Annotated in this window: 14 protein-coding genes; 11 read left to right on the top strand and 3 right to left on the bottom strand. The window is 67.5% G+C overall.

Annotated elements, in window-relative coordinates; translation table 11 throughout:
- The first annotated feature begins 148 nt into the window (after positions 1-148).
- The 11 genes from pstS (AC5P99_RS06740) to rnt all read left to right on the top strand — a co-directional run bounded on the left by pstS (AC5P99_RS06740) (position 149) and on the right by rnt (position 9,855).
- On the top strand, positions 149-1,165 hold the full coding sequence (pstS, locus tag AC5P99_RS06740) for a phosphate ABC transporter substrate-binding protein PstS (RefSeq protein WP_005408792.1): 1,017 nt from the start codon (positions 149-151) through the stop codon (positions 1,163-1,165).
- A gap of 473 nt (positions 1,166-1,638) precedes the next feature.
- On the top strand, positions 1,639-2,727 hold the full coding sequence (pstS, locus tag AC5P99_RS06735; RefSeq protein ID WP_005408791.1) for a phosphate ABC transporter substrate-binding protein PstS: 1,089 nt from the start codon (positions 1,639-1,641) through the stop codon (positions 2,725-2,727).
- Between the two features lie 82 nt (positions 2,728-2,809).
- On the top strand, positions 2,810-3,778 hold the full coding sequence (gene pstC / locus AC5P99_RS06730) for a phosphate ABC transporter permease subunit PstC (RefSeq protein ID WP_008267250.1): 969 nt from the start codon (positions 2,810-2,812) through the stop codon (positions 3,776-3,778).
- On the top strand, positions 3,778-4,641 hold the full coding sequence (gene pstA, locus AC5P99_RS06725; protein WP_005408789.1) for a phosphate ABC transporter permease PstA: 864 nt from the start codon (positions 3,778-3,780) through the stop codon (positions 4,639-4,641). Before pstC ends, pstA begins: the two co-directional genes overlap by 1 nt.
- Positions 4,642-4,660: 19 nt before the next feature.
- Positions 4,661-5,491: a phosphate ABC transporter ATP-binding protein PstB gene (gene pstB / locus AC5P99_RS06720; protein WP_005408788.1), complete on the top strand. Its 831-nt coding sequence runs from the start codon at positions 4,661-4,663 to the stop codon at positions 5,489-5,491.
- Positions 5,492-5,556: 65 nt separating this feature from the next.
- Positions 5,557-6,264, top strand: a complete 708-nt coding sequence (phoU, locus tag AC5P99_RS06715) for a phosphate signaling complex protein PhoU (protein ID WP_005408787.1) — start codon at positions 5,557-5,559, stop codon at positions 6,262-6,264.
- A gap of 256 nt (positions 6,265-6,520) precedes the next feature.
- Positions 6,521-6,877 carry a hypothetical protein gene (locus tag AC5P99_RS06710; RefSeq protein WP_123958374.1) on the top strand — a complete coding sequence of 119 codons (357 nt, stop codon included), beginning with the start codon at positions 6,521-6,523 and terminating at the stop codon, positions 6,875-6,877.
- Positions 6,864-7,739, top strand: a complete 876-nt coding sequence (locus AC5P99_RS06705) for an HvfB family MNIO-type RiPP peptide maturase (protein ID WP_123958373.1) — start codon at positions 6,864-6,866, stop codon at positions 7,737-7,739. Before AC5P99_RS06710 ends, AC5P99_RS06705 begins: the two co-directional genes overlap by 14 nt.
- Positions 7,732-8,487 carry an HvfC family RiPP maturation protein gene (locus tag AC5P99_RS06700; RefSeq protein WP_123958372.1) on the top strand — a complete coding sequence of 252 codons (756 nt, stop codon included), beginning with the start codon at positions 7,732-7,734 and terminating at the stop codon, positions 8,485-8,487. Before AC5P99_RS06705 ends, AC5P99_RS06700 begins: the two co-directional genes overlap by 8 nt.
- Positions 8,488-8,513: 26 nt before the next feature.
- Positions 8,514-9,035: an HvfX family Cu-binding RiPP maturation protein gene (locus AC5P99_RS06695; protein ID WP_123958371.1), complete on the top strand. Its 522-nt coding sequence runs from the start codon at positions 8,514-8,516 to the stop codon at positions 9,033-9,035.
- A 169-nt stretch (positions 9,036-9,204) separates the two neighbouring features.
- Entirely contained in the window at positions 9,205-9,855 is a 651-nt protein-coding gene (gene rnt / locus AC5P99_RS06690; protein WP_032965690.1) for a ribonuclease T, read from the top strand.
- A gap of 192 nt (positions 9,856-10,047) precedes the next feature.
- Here the strand turns inward: rnt and AC5P99_RS06685 are convergent, their stop codons facing one another.
- From AC5P99_RS06685 to AC5P99_RS06675, 3 genes are all read right to left on the bottom strand, one after another.
- Positions 10,048-13,074, bottom strand: a complete 3,027-nt coding sequence (locus AC5P99_RS06685; RefSeq protein ID WP_495213003.1) for a two-component regulator propeller domain-containing protein — start codon at positions 13,072-13,074, stop codon at positions 10,048-10,050.
- Positions 13,075-13,251: 177 nt separating this feature from the next.
- Positions 13,252-14,661, bottom strand: a complete 1,410-nt coding sequence (locus tag AC5P99_RS06680; RefSeq protein ID WP_495213002.1) for an ATP-binding protein — start codon at positions 14,659-14,661, stop codon at positions 13,252-13,254.
- A 6-nt stretch (positions 14,662-14,667) separates the two neighbouring features.
- Entirely contained in the window at positions 14,668-15,396 is a 729-nt protein-coding gene (locus tag AC5P99_RS06675) for a response regulator (protein ID WP_005408779.1), read from the bottom strand.
- Positions 15,397-15,447 lie beyond the last annotated feature (51 nt).

Here is a 15,447-nt window from a genome sequence, read left to right as displayed (position 1 = left end):
CCCTGCCGGCGCAGCGGACGTGACATCGCTCATGACGCGTGTCACGCCCGCGTCATATGACAGACGCGGGGGTGTCACGCAACCGTTATGGAATGTGCACCGAAACGTCGGGCAACCGCCCTTCGACCACCACCCCAGGAGTCTCCCCGTGATCCACGCCTTCAAGTCGCGCGCCGCTGTCGCCATCCTGGCCGCATCGTCCGTGTTCGCCGCCAACGCCGCCGATATCACCGGCGCGGGCGCATCGTTCATCTACCCGGTCATGTCCAAGTGGTCGGCCGACTACAGCACCGCAACCGGCAACAAGGTCAACTACCAGTCCATCGGTTCCGGCGGCGGCATTGCCCAGATCAAGGCCAAGACCGTTGATTTCGGCTCCTCCGACGCGCCGCTGAAGCCGGAAGACCTGGCTGCTGCGGGCCTGGCGCAGTTCCCGTCGGTGATCGGCGGCGTGGTGCCGGTGGTCAACGTGGCCGGCATCGCGCCGGGCGCGCTGAAGCTGGACGGCGCGGTGCTGGCCAACATCTTCCTGGGCAAGATCAAGACCTGGAACGACCCGGCCATCGCCGCGCTGAACCCGGGCGTGACCCTGCCCAACGCCAAGGTCACCGTCGTGCATCGTTCGGACGGCTCGGGCACCACCTTCAACTTCGTCAATTACCTGTCCAAGGTCAGCCCGGAGTGGAAGAGCTCGGTCGGTGAAGGCACCTCGGTGCAGTGGCCCGCCGGCATCGGCGGCAAGGGCAACGAAGGTGTTGCCGCCTATGTGAAGCAGATCAAGGGCGGCATCGGCTATGTCGAACTGTCCTACGCGCTGCAGAACAAGCTCTCCTACACCGCGATGAAGAATGCCGCCGGCAAGTTCGTGCAGCCGAGCGACACCTCGTTCGCAGCCGCTGCCGCCAGCGCCGACTGGGCCAACGCCCGCGACTTCTACCTGGTGATGACCAACGCGCCGGGCGCCGAGTCCTGGCCGATCACCGCCACCAACTTCATCCTGGTGCAGAAGACGCCGAAGAATGCTGCCAATGGCAAGGCGACCCAGGAGTTCTTCCGCTGGGTCTACAAGAATGGCGACGCCCAGGCCCGCCAGCTGGACTACGTGCCGCTGCCGGACAGCCTGGTCCGCCAGATCGAGACCTACTGGTCGCAGAACCTGAAGTAAGCGCGTTCCCCCGCAGGAACGGGGGCGGCGGGTCCTCTCTCCCCCGCCGCTCCCACCCGGGCGCGAGATCCTCGAGATCTCGCGCTCTTCTTGTTTTTGGGGGATGGGTCGTGAAGAGCGCTGCGCCTTCGCTGATCCATGGGGGAGTCGGTGGGGTCATGGAAGGCAGGAGCGTTTGTAGAGACGAGCCCACGCTCGGCTGGGTGCTGGAGCGTGCGGACCAACGGTCCGCACCTACCGAGAACAGGGAGCAGTCGAGCATGGCTCAACTCTACAAGGGCCAACCGACCGTCATATCGGTGCGCAGATCGGGGGTTTCCGGGCACCTGCCGGATCGGCGCCAATCCTGTGAAACCCTTGTCAGAACGTGATCCAGGACACCCCTGTCATGGTCGTAATACGGCTGTAACAAAAACATCATTTCATAGCCGCATCCGCCGACCACGTCGGCTCTTCCCCGCTATGGAGTGACCATGAAACTGCACTCGGCCGGCCTCGCCGCCCTTTCCCTGGCCATCGCCCTGGGCCTGTCGGCCTGCGGTGGCGACAAGCAGGCCGCGCAGCAGCCGGCTGCCGACGGCGCCGCCGCCCCGGCCGCTGCCGGTGCCAAGGTGACCGCCGAAGTGTCCGGCGCGGGCGCGTCCTTCATCTTCCCGCTGGTCTCCAAGTGGTCGGCTGACTACAACACCAGCACCGGCGCCAAGATCAACTACCAGTCGATCGGCTCCGGCGGCGGTATTGCCCAGATCAAGGCCGGCACCGTCGACTTCGGTTCCTCCGACAAGCCGCTGAGCAGCGAAGAGCTGGCCCAGGCCGGCCTGGCGCAGTTCCCGTCCGCCATCGGCGGCGTGGTGCCGGTGGTCAACATCGAAGGCCTGGAAGCCGGCAAGCTGCGCCTGAGCGGCGCCCTGCTGGCCGACATCTTCCTGGGCAAGGTCAAGACCTGGAACGACCCGGCCATCGTCGCCGCCAACCCGGGCGTGAAGCTGCCGGACGGCAAGATCACCCTGGTCCACCGTTCGGACGGTTCGGGCACCACCTTCAACTTCTCCAACTACCTGTCCAAGGTCAGCCCGGAGTGGAAGAGCAAGGTCGGCGAAGGCACCTCGGTGCAGTGGCCGGACGGCGTCGGTGGCAAGGGCAATGAAGGCGTCGCTTCCTACGTGAAGCAGATCAAGGGCTCGATCGGCTACGTCGAACTGGCCTACGCGCTGCAGAACGGCATGCCGTACACCGCCATGCAGAACGCGGCCGGCAACTGGGTCGAGCCGAGCGCGGAAACCTTCGCCGCCGCGGCCGCCAGCGCCGACTGGGCCAGCGCCAAGGACTTCAACCTGGTCATCACCAACGCTCCGGGCGAGCAGGCGTGGCCGATCACCGCCACCAACTTCATGCTGATGCAGAAGAAGCCGAAGGACGCCAAGCGCAACCAGGACACCCTGGCCTTCTTCAAGTGGGCCTTCGAAAACGGCCAGGCGCAGGCCAACGAGCTGCACTACGTGCCGCTGCCGGCCGAACTGGTCAAGCAGATCGAGGCCTACTGGGCGACCGACCTGAAGTGATGGACACGACGGTGCCCGCCCCACGCGGGCACCGCTTCTTCCACGCCGTGCCGCCCCGCCCCTTTCTGGCCCTGCCGTCCCCATGAATGCCATCGCCCAGCCTGTAGCCGCCCCGTCCACGCGTGATGCGCGTGATGCCCGCAACGACAAACTGTTCCGATGGGTGCTGGTCGGCACCGTCATCTTCGTCCTGATCGCCCTGGCCTGCGCCGCGCTGTCGATGCTGTGGGGCGGCCGCCATGCCCTGCAGATGCAGGGCCTGAGCTTCTTCTTCTCCGCCGACTGGAATCCGGTCGAAAACAAGTTCGGCGCCCTCGCTCCGATCTACGGCACCCTGGTCACCGCGCTCATCGCGATGGTCATCGCCGTGCCGGTCAGCTTCGGCATCGCCTTCTTCCTCACCGAAGTCGCGCCGCGCTGGCTGCGTGGCCCGGTCGGTACCGCCATCGAACTGCTGGCCGGCATTCCCTCGATCATCTACGGCATGTGGGGCCTGTTCGTGCTGGTGCCGGTGATGACCGAGTACGTCACCCCGTTCCTCAACGAGACCCTGGGCGAATGGCCGATCATCGGCCCGATGTTCCAGGGCCCGCCGCTGGGCATCGGCATGCTCACCGCCGGTTTCGTGCTGGCCATCATGGTCATTCCGTTCATCTCCTCGGTGATGCGCGAAGTGTTCCTGACCGTGCCGACCCGCCTGAAGGAGTCGGCGTACGCGCTGGGCTCCACCAAGTGGGAAGTGAGCTGGGACATCGTCCTGCCCTACACCCGCTCGGCAGTGATCGGCGGCATCTTCCTCGGCCTCGGCCGCGCCCTGGGCGAGACGATGGCGGTGGCCTTCGTGATCGGCAACAGCGTGCGCCTGTCGCCGTCGCTGCTGGAGCCGGGCACCACCATCGCCGCGCTGATCGCCAACGATTTCGGCGAAGCCACTGAAACCTACCGTTCGGCCCTGCTGCTGCTCGGCTTCGTCCTCTTCATCGTCACCTTCGTGGTGCTGGCCATCGCCCGCCTGATGCTGATGCGCCTGTCCCGCAAGGAGGGCAACTGATGTCCACCACCGCTGATTCGTTGTACCTGCGCCGCCGCATCGGCAACGTCGTTGCGATCACCGCCTCCTGCGCCACCGCGCTGTTCGGCCTGTTCTTCCTGGGCTGGATCCTGTTCACCCTGGCCTCGAAAGGCCTGGCCGGCATCAACTGGGACCTGTTCACCAAGATGACGCCGCCGCCGATGCAGGATGGTGGCCTCGCCAACGCCTTCTTCGGCAGTGCCGTGATGTGTGCGCTGGCGATCGGCATCGGCACGCCGCTGGGCGTGCTGGCCGGTACCTGGCTGGCCGAGTACGGCAACGCCCGCAAGGCCGGCACCGTGGTCCGCTTCGTCAATGACATCCTGCTGTCGGCACCGTCGATCGTGCTGGGCCTGTTCGTCTACACCCTGTACGTGATGCAGACCGGCGGCAACTTCTCGGCGTTCGCCGGTGCCCTGTCGCTGGCCTTCATCGTGCTGCCGGTGGTGGTGCGCACCACCGACGAGATGCTGCGGCTGGTGCCATCGCAGATGCGCGAAGCGGCCCTGTCGCTGGGCATCCCGCAGTGGAAGGTGATCGTGCAGGTGCTGTACCGCAGTGCCTCGGCCGGCATCATCACCGGCATCCTGCTGGCGCTGGCCCGCATCTCCGGCGAGACCGCTCCGCTGCTGTTCACCGCTTTCGGCAACCAGTACTGGAACAACAACATCTTCCAGCCGATGGCCTCGGTGCCGGTGGTGATGAACCAGTTCGCCGGCAGCCCGTATGAATCCTGGCAGGTGCTGGCCTGGGCCGGTGCCCTGGTGCTGACTGTCTTCGTGTTGCTGGTCAGCCTTGCCGCCCGCGGCATCCTGCTTCGCAACCGTATCTCCCATGACTGACCTTTCCGTGGACAACGCCATGAACGACCTTTCCAACGCCGTGCCGATGCAGCGCATCGCCGTGCCGTCCTCGCACGAGAGCCTGCACACGCCGTCGCCGGTGAAGCTGGCTGCGCGTGGACTGGACTTCTACTACGACAAGTTCCACGCCCTGAAGGGCATCAACCTGGAGATTCCGGAAAAGCGCGTGACCGCGCTGATCGGTCCCTCCGGTTGCGGCAAGTCGACCCTGCTGCGCATCTTCAACCGCATCTACGCGCTGTACCCGAAGCTGGAAGCGCGCGGTGAAGTGCTGCTGGACGGCGAGAACATCCTGTCGCCGAAGTACCCGATGAACCGCCTGCGCAGCAAGGTCGGCATGGTGTTCCAGAAGCCGGTGCCGTTCCCGATGACCATCTTCGAGAACGTGGCCTACGGCATCCGCCACCACGAGAAACTGAGCAAGGCCGACATGGCCGACCGCGTCGAGCAGGCACTGCGCCAGGGCGCACTGTGGGACGAAGTGAAGGACAAGCTGGGGCAGAGCGCGCTGGGCCTGTCCGGTGGCCAGCAGCAGCGCCTGTGCATCGCCCGTGCCGTGGCGCTGCGCCCGTCGGTGCTGCTGCTGGACGAGCCGACCTCGGCGCTGGATCCGATCTCGACCAGCCGCATCGAGCAGCTGGTGGAAGAGCTCAAGCACGAGTACACCATCGTCATCGTCACCCACAACATGCAGCAGGCCGCGCGCGTTTCCGACTACACCGCCTTCATGTACCTGGGCGACCTGATCGAGCACGACCGCACCGAAGTGATCTTCTCGCAGCCGTCGCAGCGGCAGACCGAGGACTACATCACCGGTCGCTTCGGCTGATCGACGCTGATCCTTCGCCACATGTCCCAGCCAGGCACGGCCTGGCTCTACCCGGATTGCAGACCATGAACCTTCCCAACGACCACATCGTCAAGAGCTACGACGAAGAGCAGCAACGCCTGGTGGCCGAGATCGTGCGCATGGGCGAGATGGCCGTCGCCCAGCTCGAAGCGTCGATGGACGTGATCGAGAAGCGCGACGAGAACGCCGCCCATCGCATCATCGCCAACGACGAAGCCATTGATGCGCTGGAGCAGCAGATCAGCCATGACGTGATGCGCCTGGCCCTGCGCGGCCCGATGGCGCGCGACCTGCGCGAGATCCTGGCGGGCCTGCGCATCCCGGCCGACATCGAGCGTATCGGCGACTACGCGGCCAACGTCGCCAAGCGTTCGATCGCGCTGGGCAAGGTGCCGCCGCTGCCGCAGATCCAGGGCCTGCGTGCGCTGGGCCGCCTGGCTGCGCAGCAGGTGCGCCGTGCCATTGCCGCCTACCGCGACAACGACGCCGATGCCGCGCTGGAACTGCGCGAGGACGATGCCCGCCTGGACGCGCAGTACACCGCGCTGTTCCGCGAGCTGCTGACCTACATGATGGAAGACCCGCGCAACATCACCCCGTGCACCCACCTGCTGTTCATGGCCAAGAACCTGGAGCGCGTGGGTGACCACGCCACCAACATCGCCGAGAACGTGTGGTTCCTGGTGCACGGCGAGCAGCCGCTGCCGCCGCGCGAGAAGCGCGACGAGACCTCCAGCACCGGCCAGCCCTGACGCTGCACTGCAACACCGGAGTTGACTCCAAGGTGGCCGCTGTCCTGGTGAGAGCGGCCTTCTTTTTTGGGGTGTTCCACCCGCATTGTGGGCGCCGGGCTTGCCCGGTGCGAACCCGCCGGATGCTTCTGTAACAAACCTCACGAAAATTTGAGGTCTTGGCGAGGATTCGTTGAGTAGGATCGCTGCACCATCGATTCCACCGGCACCCCTGCCGGCCACCCGGGCACCCGCCCACCACCCAGGAGCACGACCTATGAGCAGTTCCAACAAGACCCTGTCCCTGCTGACTGCTACCGCCCTGGCCGCCGGCCTGGGCATGACCGCCAGTGCCTCGGCGCTGAGCATGAGCGACCTCGCCCAGGGCTATCTGGTGGCCGGCCAGGCGGCCAAGGCCAGCACCGATGCCAAGGCAGCAGATACCAAGATGGCCGCCGACGCGACCAAGCACGCCGAAGGCAAATGTGGTGCCGACGGCAAGAGTGCCGAGGGCAAATGCGGCGCCGACAAGGGCAAGGCCGCCGGTGCTGCGGCAGGCGCCAAGGCCACGTCCGGCGACAAGAAGTCGGCCGAGGGCAAGTGCGGCGAAGGCAAGTGCGGTGCCAAGCACTGACGTCCGCGCCAGCGCCGTCCACCTGCGGTCGCCGCTTCGTGCGGCGGCCGCCGGGTTGGGGCTGCGCCGGGCGCTGCTGCAGGACCTGCGTGATGCACCGGCGGGTGACTTCGATTTCCTCGAATGCGCGCCGGAGAACTGGATCCATGTCGGTGGTCCTGCCGGGGATGCACTGGCCGAACTGGCGCAGCGCCATCCGTTGAGCTGCCACGGCCTGTCGTTGTCGCTGGGCGGCAGCGCGCCACTGGATACGCAGCTGCTGGAACAGGTCGGCCAGTTCCTGGAGAAGCACCGTGTGCCACTGTACAGCGAGCACCTGAGCTACTGCAGCGACGACGGACACCTGTACGACCTGCTGCCGATTCCGTTCACCGACGAAGCGGTGCGCCATACCGCCGCGCGCATCGCCCGCGTGCAGGACCTGCTGGGTCGCCGCATCGCAGTGGAGAACGTGTCCTACTACCTGGCGCCGGAGCCGGCGATGGACGAGCTGGCCTTCACCAACGCCGTGCTCGCCGAGGCCGACTGCGACCTGCTGCTGGACGTCAACAACGTCTACGTCAACGCCTGCAACCACGGCTACGACGCCGACACCTTCATTGCCGGGCTGCCCGCAGAACGCATCGTCTGCCTGCACGTGGCCGGGCACCTGGACGAGGCACCGGACCTGAAGATCGATACCCATGGCAGCGCGGTGATCGACCCGGTCTGGGCGCTGCTGGCACGCACCTATGCGCGCATCGGCGCACGCCCCACCCTGCTTGAGCGCGATTTCAACTTCCCGCCCTACACCGAACTGCAGGGCGAGCTGCAGACCATCCGGCGCCTGCAGGCGACGCACGCCGGGGGCGCACATGACTGATGCTCCCGACACGCTGCGCGCGCAGCAGCACGCATTCACTGCCCATCTGCGTGATCCACAGGGCGTGCCGCCACCGGCCGGGCTGGAATCACGCCGGGTCGCGGCATACCAACGACTGCTGTTCAACAACCTGCTCGGCCTGTTGAGCAACGGCTTCCCGGTCTGCGTGCGCCTGCTCGGCGAGCCGGCCTGGAGCGGACTGGTGCGCCATTACTTCGCGACCCATCGCTGCCAGACACCGCTGTTCACCGAACTGGCCGCCGAATTCGTGCAGTGGCTGCAGGCGCAGCCACAGCTGCCGCATCCGGCGTTGGCCGAACTGGCCCACTACGAGTGGGTGGAAACCGCGCTGTACCAGCTGGATGCCGAACCGCTGCCGGCGCAGGACGACACCGACCCGCTGCGGGTGCCGCTGCAGCGCTCGCCCTTGGCATGGCCGCTGCTGTACCAGTGGCCGGTGCACCGGCTCGGTGCCGAGGACGCACCGACCGAGCCGCCGGCCGAGCCGACTGGCCTTCTGGTGCGCCGCGATGCCGACGGCGAGGTGCGATTCGCCGCGCTCAGCCCTCTGGCGGTGTTCCTGCTGTCCAGCATCGGCGAACAGCCCGGCCTTGATGGTCAGGCCTACCTGCAGCGTCTGGCCGCTGCGCACGGCCTGGCCGAGGATGCGCTGGCCGAACCCGGTGCCGCGCTGCTGCGGCAGTTCCTGCAGGCCGGCGTGATCGGCCCGCTCACAGCCCCTCCCTGACACACCTCATTCGCGGAGCCCCCCTGATGAACCTTCCGACCCTGGCCACCGCGCGTGGCCAGCTGGACCGTCTCGCCCCCTGGTTGGCCCCGCTCGGCCTGCGCCTGCTGCTGGGCTGGGAATACTTCGAATCCGGCCGCGAGAAACTGCACGGCCAGAACTGGTTCGCCGACCTGCAGGATGCCTTTCCGTTCCCGTTCGATCAGCTGCCGAGCACGCTGAACTGGCAGCTGGCGACCTGGTTCGAACTGGTCGGCGCGGCCTGCCTGCTGTTGGGTTTCGGTACGCGTTTCGCCGCCGCCAGCCTGCTGGTATTGACCGTGGTGGCCACCTATGCCGTGCACTGGCCGATGCAATGGGACTCTCTGGGCGACCTCGCGATGGGCTATGCGATCACTGACCAGGGCTTCGGCAACTTCAAGCTGCCGGTGCTGTTCATGGCGATGCTGCTGCCGTTGATTTTCAGCGGCGCCGGCAGGCTGAGCGTGGATGCGTGGTTGGCACGGTGGCAGCCATCGGGCACGACGGCACGGCCCGCAGTCCGGTAGATGGCGATCCTGGTCGGCGCGTTGTGTGCCAACCAAGGTTGGCACCTACCGGAATCCTGGGCGCGCGGTGCACCGGTGGGTGTCGACCTTGGTCGACACGCTCCTGCGCAGGGAACCCGTGCGCCACAGGCTGGCCGGGCGCTCAGGGTCGCTCTGCTAGAATTCACGCATGAATGACCCCACTCCCGCACCTGCCGCCGCCTCCGATTCCGCAATCCCCCAGGCGCAGCGCGCGATGTCACAACGCTTCCGCGGCTTCCTGCCGGTGGTGGTGGACGTGGAAACCGGCGGCTTCGACAGCCAGCGCAACGCCCTGCTGGAAATCGCCGCGGTGCCGATCGAGATGGACGAGAACGGCCTGCTCTACCCCGGCCAGACCGCCAGTGCCCATGTGGTGCCGGCCGAGGGCCTGGAGATCGACCCGAAGTCGCTGGAAGTGACCGGCATCATCCTCGACCACCCGTTCCGGCTGGCCAAGGAAGAGAAGGCCGCACTGGACCACATCTTCACCCCGGTACGCGCGGCGATGAAGAAGTACGGCTGCCAGCGCGCGATCCTGGTCGGCCACAACGCCCATTTCGACCTGGGCTTCGTCAACGCCGCCGTGGCCCGGACCGGCCACAAGCGCAATCCGTTCCATCCGTTCAGCGTGTTCGACACCGTCACCCTGGCCGGCATCGCCTACGGGCAGACGGTGCTGGCGCGTGCCGCCACGGCCGCCGGGTTGGGCTGGGATGCGAACGAAGCACACAGCGCGGTGTATGACACCGAACAGACCGCACGATTGTTCTGCACCATCGCCAACGCCTGGCCGCGGTGAAGCGTCCAACGGCGGAGCCCCTCGTGGCGTGAAGCAAATCAGCGGTCGGGCCGGACAAGGTGGGTTCGCGGGGGGACGCCGTGAACCCGTACCTGGGAGCTTAGCCGCACTTCTCTGGTGGGTGCCGACCGTTGGTCGGCACCGCCGGTTGGTACGACAACACCAGTAGATCCACGCCATGCGTGGATGCGATCAACCAATACTCGTACGGTCGCGGCCGTCGCTCTTGGCGCGGTACAGCGCGCGGTCGGCGCGCTGGTACAGCAGCGCCGGGGTGCGGTCATCGGCATCCAGTTCCACAAGGCCTGCGCTGAAGGTCACGCGCAGGCCCGCTACACCGGCCCAGTCGGGGTGGTCATGGAACAGGCCGCGCAGGCGCGCGCACAGCTGCGCGGCTTCTTCCAGGCGGGTGTCGTTGAGCAGCAGCGCGAACTCCTCGCCACCGGTCCGCGCGGGCAGGTCCGAATCGCGGCAGGCCGCGGCGATCAGCCTGGCCACCTGCACCAGCACCGCATCGCCGATGCTGTGGCTGTGGCGGTCGTTGACGTCCTTGAAGTGGTCGATGTCCAGCACCACCAGGCACAGCGGGTGGCCGCTGCGCTGTGAACGGGCGAAGTCGCGCGCCAGCGTTTCATCGAAGGCACGGCGATTGGCCAGTCCGGTCAGCGCATCCTCGCGCGCCTGCCGCTCAAAGGCCTCGGCCTGCCGTGCAAGGCGCTCGGCCAGCTCGGTCTTTTCCTGGTTCAGTGCCTGCAGGTGCACGGTCTTGGCCTGCAGGTCGAAGGTTGCCTCGTCCACGCGCCGTGCCAGGCGCAGGTTGCTGGCCTTCAGCTGCTGCAGCAGCAGGCGGTACAGCACCACCAGCCCAGCCAGCAGCAACAACCCGCCCAGCAGCTGCACGCTGCGGCGCTGCCACCAGAACGGCTCCACCGTGAAGCTCCACACGGCTTCCTGCTGGCCCCAGGCCCCGCCTGGATGCGCCGCCGACACGTGCAGGGTGTAGTCACCCGGAGGCAGGCCGACGAACTCGACGCTGCGCTGCGGGCCGCGCTCGACCCAGCCGGTGTCCAGGCCATCCAGCCGCGTGCGATAGCGGATCCGGTCCGACATCAGGTAACTCAGGCCCACATAGCTCACCGCCAGACGTCGGCCGCCGGGAATGTAGTTGCGATCCGGGCCCTCCCAATGCACGGGTGCGCCATCCACCTGCACGCTCTCGATCGCTGCCGGCGGTGATGGGCGCTCGCGGAAGCGCTGCAGGCGTTGCGGGTCGACGGTGCTCAGGCCTCCGGCGGTGACCACCCAGAAGGTGCCGTCCTGGCGCAGGATGGCCGATGGCCCGGAGCTGCCGTTGGCCTGCGCGTTGGCCATGCCGTCGATCTCGTTGTAGCGCTCCACCACCACTCGTGGTGCGCGGCCATCGGCCACGGCATTGAGGGTCGCCATGTCGGTGCGCAGCACGCCGCGGTTGCTGCTGATCCACACGTTGCCAAGACGATCCGGCACCAGCTGGAAGACCGCATCCACCGGCATGCCCTGCTCCAGGCCGACGCGCGCCAGCTTTCCGTCGAGCCAACGGTACAGGCCGCGGTCGCTGCTGATCCACATCGCTTCGCCAAGCTGGTGGAATCCGAACACACTGCGGCCCCCGCCCATCGGTGCCAGGTCGATCGACTGCACGTGGTCGCCACGCAGCACGCGGATGCCCTCGATGGTGCCGATCCACAGGTTGCCCTGGTGGTCATGCTCGAGTGCGGTGATGAGGCCACCGGGCATGCCCGGGGCAGTCGACACCTGCACCCGGTCGCCGTCGATGCGTACCACGCCCTTCTGCGTACCCGCCCAGACCCTGCCCTGCGGATCGACACTGATCGCGCGGATGTTGCCACCCGGCATGCCGTCGGCTGCCGCATAGTTGTGGCGGAGACTGCCATCGCGGTCCAGCCGGTAAACGCCGTCGCCGAACGTACCCACCCACAGGTCGCCGTCCGGCCCCTGCGCCAGACTCAATACCGATGGCGCCTTGCCGCCGCGGTTGTGCAGCGGAACCGCGCGGAAGCGGCCATCGGGTGTCTGCAGATCGAGACCACTGGCACTACCGACCCACAACTGGCGGTCGCGGTCCTCCAGCACCGTGCGCACATAGTCGCCACTGAGGCCATCGCGCTCGGTGTAGCTGCTGAACAGTGTTTCGCGCAGGCGATACAGGCCACCGTTGGCCCCCACCCAGATGCTGCCTTCGGCATCCTCGCGCAGGCTGACCACGCGCCCGCCCGGCAGGTTCAGGCCGGCCGGCAATCGTTCCAGGCCATGCGCCGAGATCCGCAGCAGGCCCTGGTTCTCGGTTCCCAGCCACAGGTCGCCGTGCCGGTCCTGCAGCATCGAGGTCATGTGCAGCTGTCCCGGCAGCCGGTGCACCAGCACCAGCTGATCGTCCTCCACGCTGTACAGGCGCTCGCCAGCGACGATCCACAGCGCGCCATCAGGAGCCCGGTACGGCCAGGACAGGCCGGTGCCGGCCCCCAGGCCCCACGCCGCGGGCGCGCGCTTGAGCACGCCGTCGTTGTCGCGCAGCACCAGCCCGTCAAGCGTGCCAACCCAGACCCGGTCCTGCGCATCGACCACCAGCTTGGTGAAGCTCATCGCCATCGGCAGGTCGGCCGCCGGCGCCTGGTAGACGATGCCCTTGTCCGGCGTGAGATAGCCGATGCCCTTGCCTTCGTACAGCAGCCACAGGCGCCCCTGGCTGTCCATCTGCATGGACTGGATCAGCACCTGCGGGGTGTCGGCCTGATGCTCCCAGACCCGCCACTGGCCGTCGTTGCCACGATGGCTGACGTTACCGCGCGAATCACTGATCCACAGCCCTCCCTGCCGATCGACCAGCAGTGCGCCGATGCCGTTGTCGCGCAGCCCCGGGCGGGTGCTGCGGTCGAACACGGTGAAATCCAGGCCGTTGTAGCGGACCAGGCCTTCCCAGGTGGCAAACCACAGGTGCCCCTCGGGAGTCTGCGCGATATCGCGCAGCGAGTTGTGCGGCAGGCCATTGCGCGAGGTCCACACGTCGATGGCGTAGTCGCGCAGCGGCGGCGCGCCCTCCTGCGCGGCCAGCGGCAGCGCCAGCACCAGCAACACCCACAGCAGACCGCGCTGCAGTACCTGCCTGGCCTTCGAAACGCGGCGCTCCACCCAGCACCCGTTGTCCCCTGACCTGCCCATCAGCTCGGCGGCAGTGGCCGGTAGCGGCTGCAGGGCATGGCAGCAAGCGGGAACGACCGGGCAACGCGGAACGGCGTGCCGTCAGGAACGGGCTGACTCATCGGGGAGAAACTGGGGAGATGCGCAGATGATAGGCCAAACCCTGGCCCCGGCGTCATCGCGTGCGGCCGGCGGGGCTCAGCCGGGCCGGCCAGGCGGCACCACCTGCGCACTGGCCGGCCACTGCACCACCGCCTCCAGACCGCCCTCGGCACGGTTGCGCAGCCACAGCCGCGCGCCATCCTTCTCGGCCAGGGCGCGCGCGATGGTCAGGCCCAGCCCGGCACCGCCGGTTTCCCGCGAACGCGAGGTTTCCACCCGCACGAACGGGTCGAACACGGCCTCCAGCTGGTCTTCCGCCAGGCCCGGGCCGTCGTCGGACACCATCGCCGTGATCGTGCCGCCGCTGCGCTCCACCCGCACGCGCACGCGGTTGGCATACATCACGGCGTTATCCACCAGGTTGGAGAACAGACGGTGCATGGCCAGCGGGCGCAACATCAGCACCGCACCGGTGCCGCCCTCGAAGACCACGTCGGCACCACCCTCGGCGGCGTCTTCCACGATGCTTTCCAGCAGCGAATCCAGATCCAGCGCGGCGCGCTGCTCGGCGCTCTCGGCACTGCGGGCCAGCTCCAGCCCTTCGCGCACCAGTGCCTGCATCGCCGCCAGATCGCCGATCAGGCGCTCGCGCAGCACCTCGTCGCTGACGTTCTCCAGGCGCAGGCGCAGGCGGGTCAACGGGGTCTGCAGGTCATGGGTGATCGCCGCCAGCATCTGCGTGCGTTCGGCCAGGTGCCGCTGCAGGCGGTGCTGCATGGCATTGAAGGCCTCGGCGGCGCGCTGCACCTCGCGCGGCCCGCGCAACGGCAGTGGATCGCGCTGCAGATCGTCGCCGAGATCCTCCGCGGCCGCCGCCAGCTCCTGCAGCGGCGCACTGGCCATGCGCGCGACGATGTAGGCCAGCACCGCGATGGCCAGCACCAGCAGGGTCAGGAACCACAGGTCCACGGCCAGAATGCCGTTGTGGGCCACTGCTGGCGAATCCAGCGCCAGCTTCAGCAGCGTACCGTCGTTGAGCGTCACATCGACCGCGCGGCACTTGGGCGGAATGAAGGCCGGATCGCGCTCACGCGGATGCCGTCGGTGCCCCGGCGGCGGTGGCGGCAGCAGATCCTGCAGCTTGGGAATGCAGGAACGGAACGAGGTGAAGTGCACATGCGCGCGCGACACCGGGCCGGGCCGGTCATCCAGGACTTCCATCAGTGCGGTATCCGCCCGCCCCAGGCGCGCGCCGGGCTGCAGCGCACGCACGCTGGGCCCACCGATCTCAAGCAGTCGCTCGCGCAGTTCGGGATTGCCATCGAGCAGGTTGACGTAGCCCTGCAGGCGGTCGGCGATGCGGTTCAGGTTCTGCCGCTCGAACTCCTGCTGGCGTTTGGAGGTGGCCAGCATGGTCGCGCCGATCGCAGCCACGCTCATGCCCAACAGCAGGATGACGAACAACCGCCCGACCATCGAGGACAGGAAATGGCGCAGGCGCTTCATGACGGCTTATTCCAGGTTCACCGAGGAGGCCAGCACGTAGCCTTCGTTGCGCACGGTCTTGATCAGGCCATCCGGCCCACCGTCATCGCCCAGCTTGTTGCGCAGGCGGCTGACCTGCAGGTCGATCGCGCGATCCTGCGCCTCGTAGTTGCGGCCGCTGCTGAGCGCGACAAGCTGTTCGCGCGACAGCACCTTGTTGGCATGGGCGATGAACACGCGCAGCAGGCGGAACTCGGCACCGGACAGCACCACCACGCGGTCGTCCGGATCGACCAGGTGGCGATGCTCCAGGTCGAACACCCAGCGCGAGAAACGCGCACGGCGCACCGCCAGCGGCTCCAGGTTGGCCGGCAGCGCCTCGGTCCGGCGCAGCACGTTGCGGATGCGCGCCAGCAGCTCGCGCGGTTCGAACGGCTTGGCCAGGTAGTCGTCGGCGCCCATTTCCAGGCCGAGCACGCGGTCGATCGGCTCGGCGCGCGCGGTCAGCATGATCACCGGGGTGTTCGAGCGCGCGCGCAGGTCGCGGCACAGGGTCAGGCCATCCTCGCGCGGCAGGTTGAGGTCGAGCACGATCAGGTCCACGTGTTCGCGGTCCAGCAGCTGGCGCATGGCGGTGCCGTCTGCGGCCGTGCTCACCTGGTAGCCGGCACGGCCGAGCTGCTCGGCCAGCAGGGTGCGGATGTCGTTGTCGTCGTCGACGATCAGCAGTCGATGCATCGTGTTTTCAGTCTCCATGTCGCGATCATCCCGTGTCGGCAGCTGAACCGCATCCGGGGCAATGCGTAC

The sequence above is a fragment of the Stenotrophomonas sp. YJH_SMC_80 genome (assembly GCF_059372495.1).
This window is presented reverse-complemented; position numbering and strand designations above follow the sequence as displayed.

Coding starts and splice junctions, on each gene's coding strand:
- AC5P99_RS06710 (WP_123958374.1), top strand. CDS start 6,521: ATGAGCAGTTCCAACAAGACCCTGTCCCTGCTGACTGCTACCGCCCTG.
- pstS (WP_005408791.1), top strand. CDS start 1,639: ATGAAACTGCACTCGGCCGGCCTCGCCGCCCTTTCCCTGGCCATCGCC.
- rnt (WP_032965690.1), top strand. CDS start 9,205: ATGAATGACCCCACTCCCGCACCTGCCGCCGCCTCCGATTCCGCAATC.
- pstC (WP_008267250.1), top strand. CDS start 2,810: ATGAATGCCATCGCCCAGCCTGTAGCCGCCCCGTCCACGCGTGATGCG.
- phoU (WP_005408787.1), top strand. CDS start 5,557: ATGAACCTTCCCAACGACCACATCGTCAAGAGCTACGACGAAGAGCAG.
- AC5P99_RS06675 (WP_005408779.1), bottom strand. CDS start 15,396: ATGGAGACTGAAAACACGATGCATCGACTGCTGATCGTCGACGACGAC.
- AC5P99_RS06695 (WP_123958371.1), top strand. CDS start 8,514: ATGAACCTTCCGACCCTGGCCACCGCGCGTGGCCAGCTGGACCGTCTC.
- pstA (WP_005408789.1), top strand. CDS start 3,778: ATGTCCACCACCGCTGATTCGTTGTACCTGCGCCGCCGCATCGGCAAC.
- AC5P99_RS06685 (WP_495213003.1), bottom strand. CDS start 13,074: ATGGGCAGGTCAGGGGACAACGGGTGCTGGGTGGAGCGCCGCGTTTCG.
- AC5P99_RS06680 (WP_495213002.1), bottom strand. CDS start 14,661: ATGAAGCGCCTGCGCCATTTCCTGTCCTCGATGGTCGGGCGGTTGTTC.
- pstB (WP_005408788.1), top strand. CDS start 4,661: ATGAACGACCTTTCCAACGCCGTGCCGATGCAGCGCATCGCCGTGCCG.
- AC5P99_RS06700 (WP_123958372.1), top strand. CDS start 7,732: ATGACTGATGCTCCCGACACGCTGCGCGCGCAGCAGCACGCATTCACT.